This window comes from Dyadobacter sp. 22481 (assembly GCF_052044875.1).
Taxonomy (GTDB): Bacteria; Bacteroidota; Bacteroidia; order Cytophagales; family Spirosomataceae; genus Dyadobacter; species Dyadobacter endophyticus.
The window spans coordinates 413,457-432,164 of record NZ_JBQENV010000002.1 but is presented as its reverse complement, the minus strand read 5'-3'; the positions used below and the strand labels follow the sequence as shown (position 1 = coordinate 432,164).

At 50.9% G+C, this 18,708-nt stretch carries 13 protein-coding genes; 8 read left to right on the top strand and 5 right to left on the bottom strand.

The genetic code is table 11. From position 1 onward, the window contains the following. Positions 1 to 3: 3 nt before the first annotated feature. Both ACTJJJ_RS11825 and ACTJJJ_RS11820 read right to left on the bottom strand, forming a co-directional pair. Positions 4 to 978, bottom strand: coding sequence for a nucleoside hydrolase (locus ACTJJJ_RS11825; RefSeq protein ID WP_426292763.1), 975 nt, complete (start codon positions 976 to 978; stop codon positions 4 to 6). Between the two features lie 101 nt (positions 979 to 1,079). Further along, positions 1,080 to 6,467 carry a S8 family serine peptidase gene (locus tag ACTJJJ_RS11820; protein WP_440701903.1) on the bottom strand — a complete coding sequence of 1,796 codons (5,388 nt, stop codon included), beginning with the start codon at positions 6,465 to 6,467 and terminating at the stop codon, positions 1,080 to 1,082. 256 nt (positions 6,468 to 6,723) lie between these two features. Between ACTJJJ_RS11820 and ACTJJJ_RS11815 the strand changes: the two genes are divergently transcribed. Further along, positions 6,724 to 7,497 (top strand): shikimate dehydrogenase family protein, encoded by a 774-nt coding sequence (locus ACTJJJ_RS11815; protein WP_188934955.1) that lies wholly within the window; start codon positions 6,724 to 6,726, stop codon positions 7,495 to 7,497. Here the strand turns inward: ACTJJJ_RS11815 and ribD are convergent. Beyond that, positions 7,494 to 8,558 (bottom strand): bifunctional diaminohydroxyphosphoribosylaminopyrimidine deaminase/5-amino-6-(5-phosphoribosylamino)uracil reductase RibD, encoded by a 1,065-nt coding sequence (ribD, locus tag ACTJJJ_RS11810; protein WP_440701902.1) that lies wholly within the window; start codon positions 8,556 to 8,558, stop codon positions 7,494 to 7,496. The two genes, ACTJJJ_RS11815 and ribD, sit on opposite strands and share 4 nt — an antisense overlap. A 90-nt stretch (positions 8,559 to 8,648) precedes the next feature. Here ribD and prmC point away from each other — a divergent pair, with 90 nt between their 5' ends. Next, positions 8,649 to 9,509, top strand: coding sequence for a peptide chain release factor N(5)-glutamine methyltransferase (gene prmC / locus ACTJJJ_RS11805; protein ID WP_188934959.1), 861 nt, complete (start codon positions 8,649 to 8,651; stop codon positions 9,507 to 9,509). A gap of 21 nt (positions 9,510 to 9,530) precedes the next feature. Next, positions 9,531 to 10,484: an AAA family ATPase gene (locus tag ACTJJJ_RS11800; RefSeq protein ID WP_188934961.1), complete on the top strand. Its 954-nt coding sequence runs from the start codon at positions 9,531 to 9,533 to the stop codon at positions 10,482 to 10,484. Position 10,485: 1 nt separating this feature from the next. Here the strand turns inward: ACTJJJ_RS11800 and yidD are convergent, their stop codons facing one another. Then, positions 10,486 to 10,695: a membrane protein insertion efficiency factor YidD gene (yidD, locus tag ACTJJJ_RS11795; RefSeq protein WP_188934963.1), complete on the bottom strand. Its 210-nt coding sequence runs from the start codon at positions 10,693 to 10,695 to the stop codon at positions 10,486 to 10,488. A 50-nt stretch (positions 10,696 to 10,745) separates the two neighbouring features. Between yidD and lgt the strand changes: the two genes are divergently transcribed. Beyond that, positions 10,746 to 11,576 (top strand): prolipoprotein diacylglyceryl transferase, encoded by an 831-nt coding sequence (gene lgt, locus ACTJJJ_RS11790; RefSeq protein ID WP_188934965.1) that lies wholly within the window; start codon positions 10,746 to 10,748, stop codon positions 11,574 to 11,576. An 84-nt stretch (positions 11,577 to 11,660) separates the two neighbouring features. Beyond that, positions 11,661 to 12,275: a hypothetical protein gene (locus ACTJJJ_RS11785; protein WP_188934966.1), complete on the top strand. Its 615-nt coding sequence runs from the start codon at positions 11,661 to 11,663 to the stop codon at positions 12,273 to 12,275. 78 nt (positions 12,276 to 12,353) lie between these two features. Here ACTJJJ_RS11785 and ACTJJJ_RS11780 read toward each other — a convergent pair whose 3' ends face one another. Then, a complete protein-coding gene (locus tag ACTJJJ_RS11780) occupies positions 12,354 to 12,893 on the bottom strand; it encodes an RNA polymerase sigma factor (RefSeq protein WP_426292760.1) in 540 nt (179 codons plus the stop codon). A gap of 574 nt (positions 12,894 to 13,467) precedes the next feature. On the opposite strand from ACTJJJ_RS11780, the gene ACTJJJ_RS11775 reads away from it, so the two are divergent. From ACTJJJ_RS11775 to ACTJJJ_RS11765, 3 genes are read left to right on the top strand one after another with little or no spacing between them, the layout of a single operon-like run. Next, on the top strand, positions 13,468 to 15,393 hold the full coding sequence (locus ACTJJJ_RS11775) for a PfkB family carbohydrate kinase (protein WP_188934970.1): 1,926 nt from the start codon (positions 13,468 to 13,470) through the stop codon (positions 15,391 to 15,393). Beyond that, on the top strand, positions 15,393 to 17,636 hold the full coding sequence (locus ACTJJJ_RS11770; RefSeq protein WP_440702647.1) for a ligand-binding sensor domain-containing protein: 2,244 nt from the start codon (positions 15,393 to 15,395) through the stop codon (positions 17,634 to 17,636). The genes ACTJJJ_RS11775 and ACTJJJ_RS11770 overlap by 1 nt, the downstream gene beginning before the upstream one ends. 15 nt (positions 17,637 to 17,651) lie before the next feature. Further along, on the top strand, positions 17,652 to 18,701 hold the full coding sequence (locus ACTJJJ_RS11765) for a polysaccharide deacetylase family protein (RefSeq protein WP_440701901.1): 1,050 nt from the start codon (positions 17,652 to 17,654) through the stop codon (positions 18,699 to 18,701). Positions 18,702 to 18,708 lie beyond the last annotated feature (7 nt).

The following is an 18,708-nucleotide window of genomic DNA, read 5'->3' as shown; positions in this document are numbered from 1 at the left end:
CCCCTATTTGCCCTGCCACATCATCAGTCCTTCGATCAGCGCCGTGAGCTGTTCGAAGGGCATACTGGGCGTGAGGTAAGCGTGCGGGCCCATGGGATCGTCCTGCCAGCTGTTGTTACCGCCTTCCAGAATAATTTTCCCGCGTTTTACACCAAAATAAGGCTGAATCCCCCGGACCGCTACCAATACGGCTGTCTGGTCCCAGCTCATCCGGCCATCGGCATCGCCTTTGGACAAAGGCATTGCCATCGCAAAAACTTCTTTTACCGGGCTTTTCAAATTTTCGTTAGCAATTACCCGCTTGCCGGTTTTGATCTCCTTACCTATTTCCAATCCGCTGAAAAGGATTTCGGTAGGCCATTCGGCGAAAACTTTTGCAGATGCAACCGAGTCGACCAGCACATTATACTCCCGGCCTTTCGGGAATCCACCAGCCATTGACACAAGTTGCTTTACTTTTTTCCGGACGAGACCACTACCTGAAAGCGGTGAGCTTGCATCGGGGCCGGAGTCCAGCAAATCTGCCAGATTTGTAAGGAAACCAACGGTCACGATGGTAACGCTCTGGTCGGGCTGTTTGGCGAGGATTCTGCGATAAGTCTCTACCGCATTGGGCGCGTCCGACGTTTTGGCGATTTTGTGAGGGTATTTCTCTACCAGCATTTCCGGCCATTTTTGCGTGGCCCCGAAATTCGCTCCTTTCCCTTTCGGTGCACCGGTAGGCAATTCAGGGCGCCCGAAATAAGTATTCAGGATTTCGATAGTGGGGACTACCAACTCATTTTTATTGGAAGAAATCACTGCCAGGGGCTTTACCTCTCCCTTATCGGCCAATGCGTGCATGACCGCCATCGCGCCGACATCGTCGTAATCGGGGCCGATATCGGTGTCCAGGATCAGTGTATTGACCGTTCTGCCGGTTTGAGCGTAGGAGGTGGAAAGGGTAAAGAGGCAAAGGATCAGTAAAACTTTGTTCATGACATTCATTATTCAAAAATGCGGTCTGTTGTAAAGCTATTCGCTTTTCCCTGCCGATATGCTGCATGGCTAGGATTTTTTAAACGATAGCAAAGGTTACATCAGTTTTTCAACACCTGGAATGCCTGTTTTGTTTCTCCGTTCACTACTTCCAACACATATATGCCCTCCTCAAATTCCAGTCCGGACAGATCAACCATGCGTTTCTTTTGCGGGCTTAACGCATTGCCGTCGAGCTGCTTCAAAATTCTGCCATGCAGGTCGTACACATTCACCGATACCGATGGGCTTGCCGGCACATCGTCACCCAGGTAAAAGACGCCTTTGGATGGATTAGGATAAACCGACCATTCGGGTTGCCCCTCGAATGCGACCGGCCGCACGCGCGAGTATTGATAAGTGCTGTCGACATCCACCATTTTGAGCCTGTAATATAAGTTGCCCCATTTGCCCGGCACCTGGTCTGTGTATTCGTATTTCCTGCCGCTTTTCAAATTACCCTCCCCGAACACCTGCGCCAGCCTTACAAACCTTCCCTGCCTGTAAGCTTCGTCACCTGCTGCGACCTCGATATCGAAATGGTCGAAATTCTCTTCCGAAGCGGTTTCCCATTCGACTATGACATCTTTTGAATGCTCAACACCTTGCTTTTTCCGGGCATTAAAACTCACCAGCGCTACCGGCAATGCGCCCGGATTTCCGACAAACGCCTTCGAAAGCCAGAATTCCGAGAAAGTTTTCAATTTCATTTCGGCATAATAGCCTTTGTCGTAAGGGACGATCGCAATTTCCCCGGCCGGGTGGAACGACCACCCGCCCTCGGTACTGTTGGCCAATGAGCCGTCCTCTTTCGTCCTGGCTCCCGGATTCCGGTATTTGGAAATACCCAGTTCAAATGGATTCGCGGGCTTACCGCATGTTCCGCAACCTACCGCGTTGATCAACGCTTCGCTCTCGGTTTCGAGGAAGAAGAACCGGACCGTCGCCAAATTCGCGAGTTCGTCATTCGCCGGTTTTATCGTGAAACTTCTATCGAGATAATATTGGCCATTGCCGTTTCTGACCCCGACCGTGTTCAAATACGTCTGCACCTGCGTATTGCCCATATCCTGGCCGTTGGCGTTAATAGCAGCCATCAGCTTTCCATTACTCATAAAATTCACCCATCCCGAACCAGACACCTGCTGACTGGCCACCCCGCCGGCATTGTCCAGTATGGGGGAAACCTTGTCGAAAATATGAATGTCGTCCAGGGCAATTCCTTCCCGGTGCGTAAACCCGTCGGAAATCAGGACAAAACGCAACTTGAGGTTAGCAACACCGGTGGGCAAAGGAATGCTCGCCACGTGCCACCGCAGGTAGTCTTGCATAGCCCAGGCTCCATTGCCCGAATAAGTCTTATTATACCAGTTGGTCCCCTGTCCTACCGCGCCGAGGCGTGTCCAGGGCCCGCCGTTTCCGGAATATTCGATATACACGTAATCACAAGGTGTGGGTTCGCAGACTTCGAGGTCAATCGCCACACTGAAACTTAGTGTAGGGGTAGTCAAACTGCTTACATTGAAACAGGGTGAATACAAATAAGACTCTTCCTTGTCGTTATAGCCTCCTGCCAGGTTGGTCTTCCATACTTTCGTGCCGCTGGCCGCTTTGTTTAATGCCGCGGAGGTCGGCGTTCCATATTTCCACGAGCTATTCGTACCCTTGGCACTCCAGAAGCCGTCGCCATTTTCAAAATTTTCGAGATACGGAAAAGTGCTCAGCACCGGTGCATTGTAAACTTTGACCGCCAGGGTGTCGTTGTCTCGGTAACTGTCGGTTGCCAGTCCCGACCATGCTTTGAGATTCAATGCCCCGATCGCTGAAAAATCGGCTTTGGGTCCGAATGTAAAATCGATGGTCGTCCGTTTGGCGAGCGTAGGAATCGTGTCGCGAAGGATGGTCCCATTAGGCAAAGAAACTGCCACGGGCACGTTGGTAATATCCCGTGCCGAGCTGTTTCGGATACGGATGGCGATTGTTTCCGCATTGCTCAATCCGCAACTTTCGGTAGGCGGGGCGAGTAGTGCCAGCATCTGAATATCGTCCGTAACGGAAACAATGCGGATATCGTCAAAGGAATATCCCGCCCCGTTGCTGTAATCGGAAGTGATCATTTTGCCCCATTGCCCCCAGCGTACCTGGAAGCTCGACGAAAAATTCTTGGCATTTGCCGATAGCAGGGCACTTAGTTCCAGCGGAGCGGTCGTCTTATATCCGGCTGTTGAAAGATTCTGGTTGGCAAAAAGATCGTAAATCTCGATCCAGGCATCGCTGTCCTTCCCCCTTATCCAAACCTTATTATTGGCATTCGCCTTTTGTCCGTGGTTTTTGTAAGAAAACGTCAGTCGCAGGTCATCGTTGTTGATATTATATCCGGCCAGGTTGAAAGTGCCGGTCAGATAACTCGTATTGCCCGCTGGAAAAGCACGGTTGACATCAAGCGTCAATGCTTTTTGACCCGACGCAGCGAACCCCGTATTAACAAACGTCCTGATCCTTCCTGATTCGGTACTGGCGCTGAAATCGTAGCGGCCGTCGCCTGTGAGCCCCATTTGCGCGACGGATACCGCCTGCGCAGGGAGGTTTTCCATGTCGTCGAGAAAGGGCAATGCCAGCTGATCATTAGGCAATTGTCTGAAAAGTTTTGCCAATGTATCGTTTGCCGATACCACATCCGCATTACTGTGGATAAACACTTTAATATTGTAATCTCCCGGATTGGCCAGGTTGGCGCCCACTGCGAATGTATGATCGTACGTTTTCCCTTTTTCTATGAAAGGGGTGATCGTCTCAACCGGTACCGCTACGCCATTGAGCACATAGCCTATGTCAACCGATCCGTTGAAATCCACGTCGTCGAGGTTCTTGATCCTCATTTTCACAAAAATGGTCCCGCTCAATTCCGTCGAAGTGTTTTTCCTGCCCGACGACGCCGGCGTTACAATCGACTCCACTTTCAGGTCATTATTTGAAATAGCGCCCGCGCATGTTCCGGTATCCGGCTTGCGCGAAATAGCCAACGCTCTGCGTCCGGGCTGCCCTGCCACCCTTGCCCGAACGGAAACATAATAAGTCGAGTCTTTCAGTAAGCCGCCCAACGCGTAAGTGGTAGCGGTGGTCGTCGCTACCGGGACCATATCATTGCCCTTCAACATCATCACTTCATAGTCAGTTGCCCCGGTGACGGCCGTCCAGTCTAAAGAAATATAGCCTTCGCATTGCAGCGCCGACAGTGTGGCACCCGGAACGCCGATCACCGTGAAAGGTTCGGAAATGCTTTGGGCACCGGTGCTATTCTGGATCACCTTTACCCGCATTTTCTCGGACGACAGGCCCGCGGGTATCGTCCACGCAAGCTGGCTTGTTCCGGCGGCGACTGTCGAAAGGTTCGTCCAGGGCGTCCCGTTATTGCTACTGTATTGCACCGTGAAAGTGCTGGCGCTGTTTCCAAACGCATCCCATGAAATATAAATCGGATCACCGTCTTTCAGGCGTTCTCCGCCTATCGGGTTGGTTATGGTCAAAGAGTTTGGAATAACATCATAAACCACAAAATATTCCTGCGACGGTGTCTGGCCTACCGTGGTACCTTTGACCGAAATCGTATAGCTCCCCGCTGCCGGGCTATTGATCACCACTTGTTCCATATTATTGAGATTGTCGACGCCGGTGGTTGCCGCATTATTTACATTGGCTGCCGTGCGATCGAGTATCTGTGGCAGGACCACTTTCGATGCGGGGTTCGTTACCTTGAGATCGAGGTTGTGTACCAGGTTCTGCGACGCCAGCGTGCTGCCCGCCGGGTCGTTCCAGTAAAGCATTATTTTAAGCTGCGCGGTATTGGCCGGAACATTAATGGAAAAATCATTGGAGCCCTGATGCGAAACCTGGGCCGTTGTATAGCTCTGGGATTCGAGCATTTTAACCGAGCGGAGCAGGTTAAGCCAGCCATAACCATAGCGGTAATCGGGACCTTCGTTGCCTTTGTCTACGGCGCCGTTCACCAGCAATGCCTTCATCAAACCATTTTTAGGATTCTGGTTCCCGTTCAATTGCCTGTATCGCTCATATAGCATCGCAAGACCTCCCGACACGGCGGGTGAAGCCATACTTGTCCCGCTTCCGCCGGTATACAGGTTCACCGGAATCGTAGAGGTGATTCCGCTTCCCTGGGCGGTGATCTCCGGTTTTACCCGCCCGTCCTTGACAGGCCCGCGGCTGGAACCCGACGCGATCACGCCGGTCTCGTTGGTGCTACCTACCGTGATGACGTTTTTCGCCGTCTGATAACCTCCAAGGACAGTTCCAAAACCCACCGCAAACGGTGCACAGGTAGTAGCACCGCTGTTCCCGGCGGCAAAAACGTGTTGCAGGTAAGGCATGTCGAATGCCTGCTGGTCGAGAATATATGAATACAGGTCATAAGCCCCGTTCGTTTCGCAGGTAATTACATCGGAACCGTAGGAGTTATTAGTAACGACCATGCCAAAATCCTGCACATACTGCGGCGAATAGGCTATGATCGAGGAGTAACTTTGGACCACAACGGTCGCTTTGGGGGCATAACCCGCATAGCGCTCATCCATAATGCCGGCGCCAGCCATCGTACCCATCACATGCAAGCCATGCGAACCGGCGTCGATCGGCGCCCTGTTGATGATCCGGGTATTAAAATCGATGTGCCGCAATGGGTTGGACTCATCACCGATCCCGACAACTACACCTGCTCCCGACAGCATTCTGTTTCCAGGCAATGCCGATTTGAGCACATTGGCGCGACCGTTGACGGTACTTTTATTGTTCAGCAGGCGGTCTGGCTGCGGTACTGCCTGTACATATTGTACAAATGGCTGCCCGGCAAGCCTTTTAAGCTCCTTCACCGGCACCCGGACGGTGAGTATCTGGTAATTTTTGTATTTATCCGAAACGACTTCGTAGCTATTTTTTTGCAGCGCCGCCTGAATCTCGTCGTCAGTGAAAGACTTGGGATAGCTGATCCATAAATCGACGGTCGTGGGGCCTGAAAATGCATGGGGCGGAATATTGCCGTTGGCGAGGTCGGGCTGCATTTTTTGTTCCGGGCTGAGTTCCACGATAGCCCGCCCTTGGGTCCGGGCTAATGCGCCCGGGTTACTGCCCGCGGCTATGGTCGCCGTGTAGGCGTAATTCGGTAGATAATCAAGCAATTCGATACCCTCCGCTCTCAGCTGGCGCCGCTCTTCCTCGGTAGGAATGTCGTCGAACTGTATGACAACAAATGATTTCTGCCCAGCTGTCGAAAGGCTGAATGCTGCATTGGCACGGCTCGTCGCGGAAGCAACATTGCGCTCGGGGACGAAAGAGCCACTTTTAAGGAGGATTTGAAAATCCTGCCGTTTTTGGCCCTTAGCATTGCTAAGCAGTAGCGTTGTCAGCAATAGTGTGTAGCAAAGATTTTTCCAATTCATAAATTTTAGTACAGATAAAGGATAGGTAATTCTACTTCATTTCACATTATTATGCAAGTTAATTCGGTTATAGTTTAATATAAACTAACATCAACAGCGAACTATTTGATATACAACGGAATGCCACATTGCGACTATCCAACCTTCCGCTCTATACGCGAATTTACCAGACCCTTATTTTGCACGCATTTGTAATTAGCTGATGGCTCGTATAACTTAGCAGCCTTAAATTTTCCCTGTTATTGCACGCATCCTTATGAACTTATACGGCCTTATCGGATTCCCGCTTACCCACTCTTTTTCCAAGCGATATTTCACGGACAAATTCACGAGAGAGAAGATCAAAGAGAGCAGCTATGAGCTTTTTGAGATAAAATCCCTGGAAGAATTGCCCGAATTGCTGAAACAGAAGCACGGTCTCCGCGGGCTGAACGTAACGATCCCCTACAAGAAGGATGTGATTGCCTATCTGGACGACCTCGATGATGCTTCGGCCGAGCGCATTGGCGCGGTCAATACCATCAAAATTTACGCCGACGGAAGCACCAAAGGCTTTAATACGGATTACTACGGCTTCCAGCAATCGCTTATAGAATGGCTCGACAAACGCGGAGAGTCGTGTTCGAATTTCAAAGCCCTGATATTAGGCAACGGCGGCGCCGCAAAGGCCGTCCAGGTTGCTTTGAAGGATCTGCAAATGGAATATATGCTGGTGTCGCGCCAGAACAGCGACGATTGCGTGCCCTACGAAGGACTCACACAGGAAATAATGGACAACTACCGGTTGATCATTAATACCACCCCATTAGGAACCTATCCCAATACGGAAGAATGCCCCATGATACCCTACCAATGGGTAACCAGAAACCATTACCTGTACGACCTTGTGTATAACCCGGCCGAAACTTTGTTCCTGAAAAAAGGCAGCGAACAAGGTGCCGCGACCATGAACGGGCTGAAAATGCTCGAATTACAGGCAGAGAAAGCCTGGGAGATATGGACGACGGAGGAAAACCTCTGGAGCGTTTAAAGCCGGTTGTAGAAAGTCCACAAATCATCCCCGATTTGCTCCCAACCCTGGAATATACCCCGGGGTACCGGAGCATTTACGCCTTCACCGATCGTCAGCTTGCCCTGGCAGCGCCGGATTTCATCCCATAAGCCACTTTCGAGGAATGCATTGATTACTGCTGCGCCGCCTTCCACCAATACAGATTGTATTTTACGCGCATGCAACCCTTCCAGGAGCTGGGCTATTTCATCACGCTCCCTGTCTATTTTCAGGTACGCGGTCGAGGGCGTTGCATAACGCTCGGGTTCGGATGGAATTTCGGTTCCACGGTCGTAGTTGACCAGGATCGTGCTTTGCGAATTATCCAATAAATGCAGGTGCGCAGGCAATTGGAGACGCCGGTCGGTGACGATCCGCACCGGGTTCGTTCCTGTCCAGTGACGTACATTCAGGCGGGGATTGTCCATTAATGCCGTTTTATACCCTACCATAATGGAGTCCTCCTCGGTACGCCACTTATGAACGCGCATGTTGGACAATGCGTCGCTGATCTGAACCGGATTACCTGCATGATAACCCAGAAACCCGTCGGCAGTTTCGGCCCATTTCAGGATTACATATGGCCTTCCGAGCGTCATTGCCGTGAAAAATTGCTTGTTCAGTTCCAGTCCGCGCGCTTGCAGCACATCGCATTCCACCTCTATACCGGCATCGCGCAAGCGACGGATCCCACGTCCCGACACCAGCGGATTGGGATCGCTATTACAAATGACCACTTTTTTTAGCCGACGATTCACGAGCAGGTCTGCGCAGGGTGGTGTTTTACCGGTGTGGGAGCAGGGTTCCAGCGTAACATACGCTGTGGCTTGTGGCAGCAAATGCGAATTACCTTTCGCGTCCGCATCTGCGATCGCCCGCACTTCCGCGTGCGGTTCCCCGTAGGCGCGGTGCCATCCTTCCCCGATAATCCGGCCGTCATGGACGATCACACAGCCTACCATCGGGTTAGGACTTACCTGCCCGCGGCCATATTCAGCGAGCTGCAAGGCCCGTTCCATCCATTGATTGTGCGTCTCCATGTGGCAAAAATACAAATGCCCTTTTAAACTCAACTTTCGGGAGTCCTTGTAATTTGCTAACTTTCCGACATTGGATCAAAATCAGTGAAAATGACTTCCGCACGCCAGCTTTATTTATATATAGTAAAAAACATCACAGTTTATCCGGAAAAAGAGGCTCAGGCAATCTCGTACATGCTGTTGGAGCATTATATGCGCCTCCGCAACATCGATGTGCTGGTAGACCGCCCCATACCCGAAAACACGGCACAGCCCGACTGGGAAAGCATTATCAAACGCCTGAACAACAACGAACCTGTTCAGCACATCATCGGCTCCACCGAGTTCTGCGGCCTCGAATTCCGCGTTTCTTCGGCGGTGCTCATTCCCCGTCCGGAAACCGAGGAGCTGGTGCAAATGGTCACTCGCGACTATGCGGAACCTGATAAAAACATTTCCATTCTCGACATCGGGACTGGCAGCGGCTGTATCGCCATCGTGCTCGCACGCTTCCTCCCGCATGTGAGCGTACACGCGTGGGACGTTTCCGACGAGGCTTTGGAAGTGGCGAAGGAGAATGCCCGCCAGCTCATTGCGGACGTGACGTTCGCGAAACAGGATATGCTCAATGTAACGTTCCCGCTGCCCGGCAACATCGTACAGTTCGACTGCCTGGTGAGCAACCCGCCCTATGTAACCTATTCCGAGGCCGAAAGCATGCGCCCTAACGTGCTTCGTTTCGAGCCGCACGAAGCATTGTTCGTTGAAGACAGTGATCCGCTGCTTTTTTACAAAGCTATTGCCGACTTCGGTGTGCATCATCTGAAACAGCAAGGCAAATGCTATGTCGAGATCAACGAGCATTTCGGCGCCGAAACCAAAAAGGTTTTTGAAGAAAGAAATTATAAAAAGGTAGAGATCCTTCGTGATATCAATGGTAAGGACCGCTTTGTGAGAGCTATCTGGGCCTGATCCATTTCTAAATTTGTTTTCATGTATATAGAAAAAATCAGGGAGGTCCTGGACGAAATGGGCAAGGTGGTCGTGGGGCAGGACAAACTGCTGAACCGACTGCTGATTGGCCTTTTTACCGGCGGCCACATTCTGCTCGAAGGCGTCCCCGGACTAGCTAAAACCCTGACCATTAATGTAATGGCCAAGGTTCTCCACCTGGAATTCAAGCGTATTCAATTCACTCCCGACCTGCTTCCCGCGGATTTGATCGGGACCATGATCTATAAACCCAAAATAGGCGATTACGAAGTCAAAAAAGGGCCTATCTTCTCCAACCTGATCCTTGCCGACGAGGTGAACCGTTCGCCTGCGAAGGTACAATCGGCACTGCTCGAAGCAATGCAGGAAAGACAGGTGACGATCGGCGATGAAACTTTCCTGCTCGACCGCCCTTTTGTCGTTCTTGCAACCCAAAACCCGGTAGAACAAGAAGGTACCTACCCGCTGCCCGAGGCGCAGATCGACCGGTTTATGATGAAAGTTTACGTCGATTACCTCGACAAGATGAAGGAGCTGGAAGTAATGCGCCGGATGTCGGATATTAATTATGAATACAAAATCCGGCCGATTCTGAACAAAGAGGAAATTTTCGCGATCCGCGATGAAGTCAACAAGGTCAATATCTCCGACACGCTCGAACGCTACATTATCGAACTGGTATTTGCAACCCGACGTCCGCTTGACTACGGGTTGCGCGATGAGGCACGTTACATTCAGTTCGGGGCCTCTCCGCGGGCTACCATCTACCTCAATCGTGCCGCAAAGGCTTTGGCGTACCTGGAAGGCCGTGATTATGTGCTACCCGAGGACATCAAGGAACTCGCGCCCGACATCATGAACCATCGTATTCTTTTGAACTACGAGGCCGAAGCCGACGGCGTGCGCACGACAACCATTATCGACTCCATTCTACGGAAGGTTGCCATAGGATAATTCATGGCACCGGGTCGTGGCCGTGGCCGCCCCAGGGATGGCAACGCGAAAAGCGTTTCAACCCCAGCCAGCCGCCTTTCCACGGGCCATGCTTCTGCACGGCTTCGATCATATATTGCGAACAGGTGGGCGTGTAGCGGCACGAATTGGGCAAATAAGGCGAAAGTGCCGCCTGATAAAACCGCACGAGGGCTATGAGTAAAAATTTCATTTCGCGTCTTGTCTCATATTAGTATATTTGACCATTAACATCACAAACGCATGCTTTCATATATTATGTGGGACGTGAGTCCCGAAATATTCACCATTCCGGAAATCGCCGGTTTTGGTCCCTTCCCTGTCCGTTGGTATGGTCTCCTTTTTGCAGCTGGTTTCCTGATCGGTCAGCAAATTATGATCTATATTTTCAAGAAAGAAGGAAAGTCGCTGGAAGATATCGACTCGCTCACGCTTTATATGGTGCTATCGATCGTCATCGGTGCCCGCGTAGGCCATTTTCTTTTTTATGAACCCGAAGTACTGTTCAAAAATCCCCTGGAAGTTATATTGCCTCCTTACGCCGGGCTTGCGAGCCATGGTGCGGTGATTGGGACAGTGACCGGGCTCTGGCTGTATGCGCGCTCGCGCCGGGGCACAGGCCAAACGTTCTTCTGGGTAACCGACCGCCTGACAATTACCTTCGCATTGGGCGGCTCTTTCATCCGCTTTGGTAATCTGATGAACTCCGAGATCGTCGGAAAACCGTCCGACGCACCTTGGGCATTCATTTTCAGGCATAATATCGAATTTACGCAAATCCCACGCCACCCGGCACAGCTTTACGAATCCATTACCTGCTTCATCCTCACGTTCGTCCTGTTCGCGATCTGGAACAAATACAAGGCCGCCACACCGCGCGGGCTGATGGTCGGCGTGTTCCTCGTATGGGTGTTCACACTGCGCTTTCTGTTCGAATTCCTGAAAGAAAACCAGGAGGCATTCGAAGCGAACTATGCATTGAACATGGGACAGATACTGAGTATTCCCGCCGTATTACTCGGCCTGTACTTTATCGTTCAGTCACGCAGGAACCCCGCGGAGCTGGCCAGCTAATCGTTCACAAATGCAGTAGGCGTGCATCAGTGCGGTGTTTTCATTACATTGTAATTAGTTTGAAACAACTCTAACAATTGTCAGATGAAAACATCCTTTATAGCCGCATTTCTTTCTTGCGCCCTGCTCTTAAATGGTTGCGGCAGCAAACAGGAAGAAAAAGAAGCCGAAGAAAAAGCCGCCAGCGACAGCCCGGCCGACGCTCTTCAGGCTATTGCCGATAAAGCCAAGGAAATGGGCGACCGCGAGGCCGTCGACCCGGTGGATTTCCGGAAGCTCAAAGACCTCCTGCCCGAAACCCTGGCCGGTATGAGCCGCACGGAAGCGACAGGCGAGAAAACCGGGGCAATGGGCTTTACCGTTTCAACGGCCCAGGCCAAATACAAAGGAAGTTCCGACGAATCATTGAATGTGGAAATCGTGGACACCGGAGGCATCGCCGGCGTTTCGACGATGGCACTCGCAGCGTGGTCCATCGCCGAAATCGATAAAGAAACAACCACCGGTTACGAGAAAACCACCAAGATCGAAGGCTACAAGGCTTTTGAGAAATACAACAACGAAAGCAAGTCCGGTGAGATTAATGTACTCGTAGCCGACCGTTATGTCGTGAATGTGGAAGGAGACAATTTGAGCGTCGACCAACTAAAAGAAGCGCTGAAAGCAATCGACCTGGGCAAGCTGGGCGAAATGAAATAAGCTATAAAGAGAAAGCAGAAGCACTCATGCTTCTGCTTTTCAAGGTTTTAGGAATATAATTATGGGCTAACTTGGGTGCTATATCGTCGCCAGATCCACCTTTTCGCGCAGGATCTGTTTAGCCTTCACCAACTGGTTTTTGACAGTATTTTTAGATATTCTTAAAAACTCCGCTATTTCCTGATAGGATTTCCCTTCTTCAATATTCAGTTTCAAAATCTGCCGGCGCTTGATCGACAATGATTCGACGGCCGCCTGCACGACGCTCAGCCTTCTTTCGACTTCCTCCTTTTCGTCCTCCCCTGCCACACGGATCGCTTCCATATAATTCTTCCGCAGCTGTTCGTTCTTTTCCAGCTTTTTGAAATGGTCGAACGCCATGTTGCGCAGACAAGTGAAAAGATATGAGTTGAAATTATAGTCCGGCTTGATCTGGGCGCGTCTTACCCAGATTTTGATAAAGACATCCTGAACCATGTTCTCAGCTTCTTCCTCGTCTTTGAGCAATGAAATCGTAAACCGCAGTGCAGGCGTTTTGTAGTGGTTATACAACGCTGCAAAGGCCGCTTCGTCGCCTTGCGTCACTCTGATCAGGGTATTTTCGTCGGGGTAGGCCACAGTCGTACAGTTTAGCTTTATAGAAAAGGGGGACTAGATATAGAGATTTTTACTATCAATTAAAAAACTTTTATTCTTGGTTTGATCCTATTTATTAACCGGCATCAAAGCACTTCTCATATTAGTTGGCAATCAGTCGGGTACTAAAATAAAGTTATTTCCAACATCACCCTGACAGAGGAAAATTCTGCCTTCGAAACAATTGGCAATGCTTTGTATGGAGCGGCATTTTTGTAATTGTTTGATAAATCTACGCTCATGATTGTAAAATTCGAGTCGCAAACTGCGTAAAAATATCTTCATTTTGCGCAGCGTTGTACGATTTAATCATAACATAATAGTAACTTATCATTTATCACATATTTGCTCATTACCAGCGAGTTCTTATTAGAAAACGGGATGAAATAATCGGCAGTTTTCCAGCACTCCTCCCGACGGCGCATTTAACAATTTTGTAACATTTGCCGCAAATAGCGGTGCCGGCGATAGCCCTCCTTCCCGCATCAACCGTATTACCCCAAAATAGCTCAATATCCATATCCATTTTATCCTAAATCCAGACCAACCTTTGCTCATGGATCAAAGCCGCATCAATCAGATCTTGGAGAAAATCTCCGCCGTTGAGGTCGCCGTGTATGGCGATTTCTGTCTCGATTCCTACTGGGTCATGGACGACCGCACTTCCGAAGTTTCGATTGAAACCGGTTTGCAGGCCCAGGCCGTCGCCCGCCACTACTACACGCCGGGAGGCGCAGGGAATGTCGTGGCCAACCTCGCCGCCCTGAAACCCGCCGGCATCAGGGTTATCGGAGCCGTGGGCGACGATATGCAGGGACGGGAACTGACGGCGCAGCTCCAACAGCTCGGTGCTGACACGAGCGCATTCATTATCCAGAAAGAGCATTTCAATACATATAGTTATCTCAAACGGCTCGTCGACGGTCGGGAAGAGCCGCGCATTGATTTTGGTGTATATAATGAAAGGAGCATTGAAACAGACAAACAGCTCGTGGCCGCACTGGAAAAGGCCTTGCAGGAATGCGATGCATTGATTTTTAACCAGCAAGTGACAGGGAGCATTACCAATGCCTCATTTATCGACGACGTCAACAATCTATTCAATAAGTATCCCGACAAGATTGTAATGTTGGATTCCCGGCATTTCAACGACAGTTTCCGGAACATCTATCTGAAATGTAACGACCGCGAGATCGCTTCCTTGAACGGGCTTGACGTCACACCGGAAGAAAATGTGCCGGTAAGCGATGTTAAAGGTTATGGTGCGGAAGTGTTCCGTCGGTACCACAAACCGGTATTTGTGACCTGCGGAGAGCGCGGCATTATCGCATTCGACGAAGCGGGATACCACGAGGTGCCGGGCATTCAGCTGAAAGGCAAACTTGACACTGTCGGCGCGGGCGATACGGCGATCAGCGCCATTACGCTTTGCGTGGCAGCCGGATTATCCCCGGCCGAGGCGGCAATGTTCGGCAACTTTGCGGCGGCTGTAACGGTACAAAAGTTATTCACAACCGGCACGGCAACCGGCGAGGAAATTGCCGCCGTAGCTAAGGACCCGGATTACATTTACAATGCCGACCTCGCCGAAAACGAACGGGCCGCCACTTACTATCCCGAAACGGAATTTGAAATCTGTGTCCCCGAGATCCTCGACAAGCTCGGACATATCCGCTATGCCGTCTTCGATCACGACGGTACGATCAGCTCACTCCGGCAGGGATGGGAGGAAATTATGGAGCCCGTGATGATGAAATCCATTTTGGGCGAACAATATGATACGATCGATGCCGGGACATTTCATAAAGTGCAGGCGGAGTGCAAAGCATTCATACATAAAACCACCGGCATCCAGACCATTTACCAAATGGAAGGGCTGGTAAACCTTGTACGCGAGTTCGGATTTGTACCAGAAGACCAGATCCTTGACAAATTCCAATACAAGGAAATTTACAACGACGGCCTGATGGAAATGGTGAACCAGCGCATGGACAAGCTGGCCAAAGGCGAACTAGGACAGGAAGACTACACGCTGAAAGGTGCCGTTGAATTCCTGAAACAGCTTAAAGAACGAGGCGTGACCATGTACCTCGCCAGCGGCACCGATGCCGACGACGTGAGAAACGAGGCCGAAATGCTCGGTTACGCCGATTTGTTCGACGGCGGCATTTATGGTGCATTGCGGGATTATACCAAGTTTTCGAAAAAAATGGTAATCGAAAAGATCATCCGCGACAATAATCTGCAAGGCAAAGAACTGGCGGTATTTGGCGACGGTCCCGACGAAATACGGGAAGGCAGGCGCGCGGGCGGTATTTCGGTAGGCATTACCAGCAACGAAGTGCAGCGTTTCGGGCATAACCCGGCCAAGCGCCCCCGACTTGTGCGGGCAGGCGCGCAACTCCTGATCCCCGATTTTTCACAACACAAAAAACTGATCAGCCTATTGTTTCAGGAGAGCGAAAATTACGCAGAAGCGTGATGCGACCAATAGGGAAACAACTGATTGCCTGGCTGCTTTGCGGTGCTATTCCGGTACTTTTCTCGTGCCGGAATAATAAGACTGTCGATAATGAACCGTCCTTTTATCAGGATGAAGCGTTTTCACAGGAATACCATGAGGCCTATCCGATGGAGGGCAACGACGTAAGGGCGGTTCTGCCCGATCGCGACGGTAACGTATGGGCAGCCACGGCAAACGGTGTTTTTCGTAAAATGAAAGATTCGGGCAACTGGGTTCCCATGCTCGACGGTAACGCGAATGGTCCCTCGTTCGCCCTAGCTCAGGATTCTACCGGAACTATATGGCTCGGTATTTGGAATGGGCTGTACCAATATAAAAACAGCACTTTTTCGAAGGTGAATGGGCCAACAGAGCCGATTTCAGCGATATGTACCAAGGCCGGAACGGTCCACGCAATTGGCCCGAATGGTTTCTGGACAGGTAATGTGAATGGTTTTAGATTGCAAAAAGCAACCCTCGCAAGGTCTGTTCGAGATGCGATCACCGACGGAAACGATGGCTTGTGGATAGCCTCTGATGTAGGACTTTATCATTGGACTCCCTCGCATTTGGAGCACGCCTACAAAACCGACGCATTGATCGCTGCTTATACCAAAGGTTTGTCATTCAATCACGATGGAAAGCTCTGGATCGGAGGCCTCGGCGGAGTTACAATTCAGCGTAATGGTAAAAAAGAGTCCGAATTGCGGACGACCGACGGCATTCCATCTACTTACGTGACGGCCCTGCGGCTCGCTCCCGACAGCGCTATGTGGGTAGGGACGCAAACGGGTGTGGTGCGTTTCCGGAAAGACGGCACCCGTTCGTTGCTGTTTTCCAGAAGGTGGTTGCTGGATGATCAGGTAAATGACATTGCATTTGATGCGGAAGGCACTGCCTGGATCGCCACGCCGCGGGGAGTCAGCGCCATAAAAAAACGGTCAATGACGCTAGCCTCGAAAAGCAATTTCTTTTACAATGTATTAATGAAGCGCCACATCCGCGCGCCGTGGATCGCCGGCCAGGCACATTTGCGCGTGCCCGGAGATACAACTAGCTGGGAACCTGAGGACGATGATAATGACGGCGAATATACCGGCAATTACCTTGCAATGGAAAGCTTCCGGTACGCGGCTACCAAAGACCCCGCTGCCAGGGAGAATGCAAAAAAAGCATTTGGTTTCCTGAAATTGTTGCAGGAAGTGACGGGTACCAACGGCTTCTTCGCCCGAACGATCATACCCGCGACGTGGACGCACATGCACGACGGTAACCGCACATACACGGAACGCGAACGCGCGGACGAGCTCGTGAAAGAACCGCGATTCAAACCGGTGGAAACGCGCTGGCATTTGTCGGGCGATAAAAAGTGGCTCTGGAAGGGCGACACGAGCAGCGATGAGATGTGTGGGCATATGTTTGGTTACTACTACTATTATATGCTCGCTGCAAATGCCGAAGAAAAGAAGGTAATCGCTACGCATGTGGGTAAAATCGTGGATTACCTGATGCAGCACAAGCTGAACTTCGCCGATGTCGATGGAAAGGCTACCCGCTGGTCGGTGTGGTCGCCGGAGCAGTTGAACCGCGACCCGGAATGGCTGCCCGACCGCAACCAGAACTCGATGGAAATGCTCGCATTCCTGAAACTGGCCCATTTCATGACGGGTAATGCCAAATACCAGCACGAATACATCCGGCTGATCGAAAAGGAGCATTACCTCGACAATATGAAAGAGGTGACGAAGCAGAATCCGGCCTGGTTCATCTATTTCGATGTGGTATTGCAAGCTTATCTCTACCCGATCCTGATCGGTTGCGAAAAAGACCCGGAGCGTCTGAGATTTTATAAAAACCACCTGGAAGAGTGGTTCACGAAGCGCCGGGGCGACCATAACCCGCTGATCAACTTTATTTACAACCATTGCCTGGATAAAAAAGCAGAGTTGAAAAATTCGGTCGATTTCCTGATCGACACACCGTTGGATCTTGTGGACTGGCCGATCGACCACCGGAAAAGGGAAGATATTCAGGTCGTGCGGGCGCCGACGCTGGAAGATGAGCAAGTGAGTGAATTGCAACCCGCCAGCATCCGGCTGACCGTCCGTTGGGATAAAAACCCGTGGACACTCGCCGGGGGTAACCCGGAAGTGGAACGTGAGCCGGTTTTCTGGCTGCTGCCCTACTGGATGGGCCGGTACCTTGGAATGATTTCGAAATAGAACCAAACATTCGATATGAAAACCTATCTTTTGCTCTTCAACCTGTTACTACTGGTCATGCAAGAAACATCAGCACAACAGACCTACGCCGAAAAACTCGGCTGGCCGAAGGGCGCGAAGGTCATCATCTTCCATGTCGACGACGCCGGAATGTCGCATTACTCGAATGAGGGAGCAAAAAAGTCAATACAGAATGGCATTGCAACGTCATCCAGCATTATGATGCCATGCCCGTGGGCGGCCAGTTTTGCGAAATTCGCCATCGCCAACCCTAAAATGGACGCAGGTCTTCACCTCACATTAACATCCGAATGGAATGATTACCGCTGGCCGCCTTTGAACGGCATAGCGCATTCGGAAGGGCTTGTGGATGATGAAGGCTGCATGTGGCATGAAGTGGAGGAAGTGATCAAACATGCCAGCCCGGATGTGGTGGAACAGGAAATACGCGCGCAACTCAGCCGCGCATTGAAACTGGGATTGAAACCTACGCATATGGATTCCCACATGGGCACGCTGTTCGCGCACATTCCTTACCTGGAAAGATATATTAAAGTCGGGGCGGAATATGGCATTCCGGTCATGTTCCCCGCTGGGAATAATCAGCTTTTGAAAGAGTGTTTGAACAATCCGTTAGTCAAAAAGCTCAAAGCCGAAGGTAAATGGAAAGAAGGAATGGAGCTTCCGGAGCCTGAGATCACCAAGCGCTCGGCAGAATTCGGGCGAAAAATATGGGCGGCGGGACTTCCGGTACTGGACGACCTGCACACGATCAGCGGCGATTGGAAACCGGAAGGCAGCGACGTTACACCTGCGCAATGGGGTAAATATAAAGCACAAAAGTTTATTGAAACGATCGGCAAAATGCAGCCCGGCGTAGCGATGATGATCGTCCATAGCAGCGACGTCACCGACGATTTCAAATTCATCAGCGCCTCAGGCGGGTCGCGGTACGCCGATATGCTCTCGATGCTCGATCCGGAGCTGAAAAGCTTCATCCAGTCGGAAGGCATTATCCTTACCACCTGGAAAGAAATGATGGAAAGAAGGAAGAAAGTCAAATAACCAATCA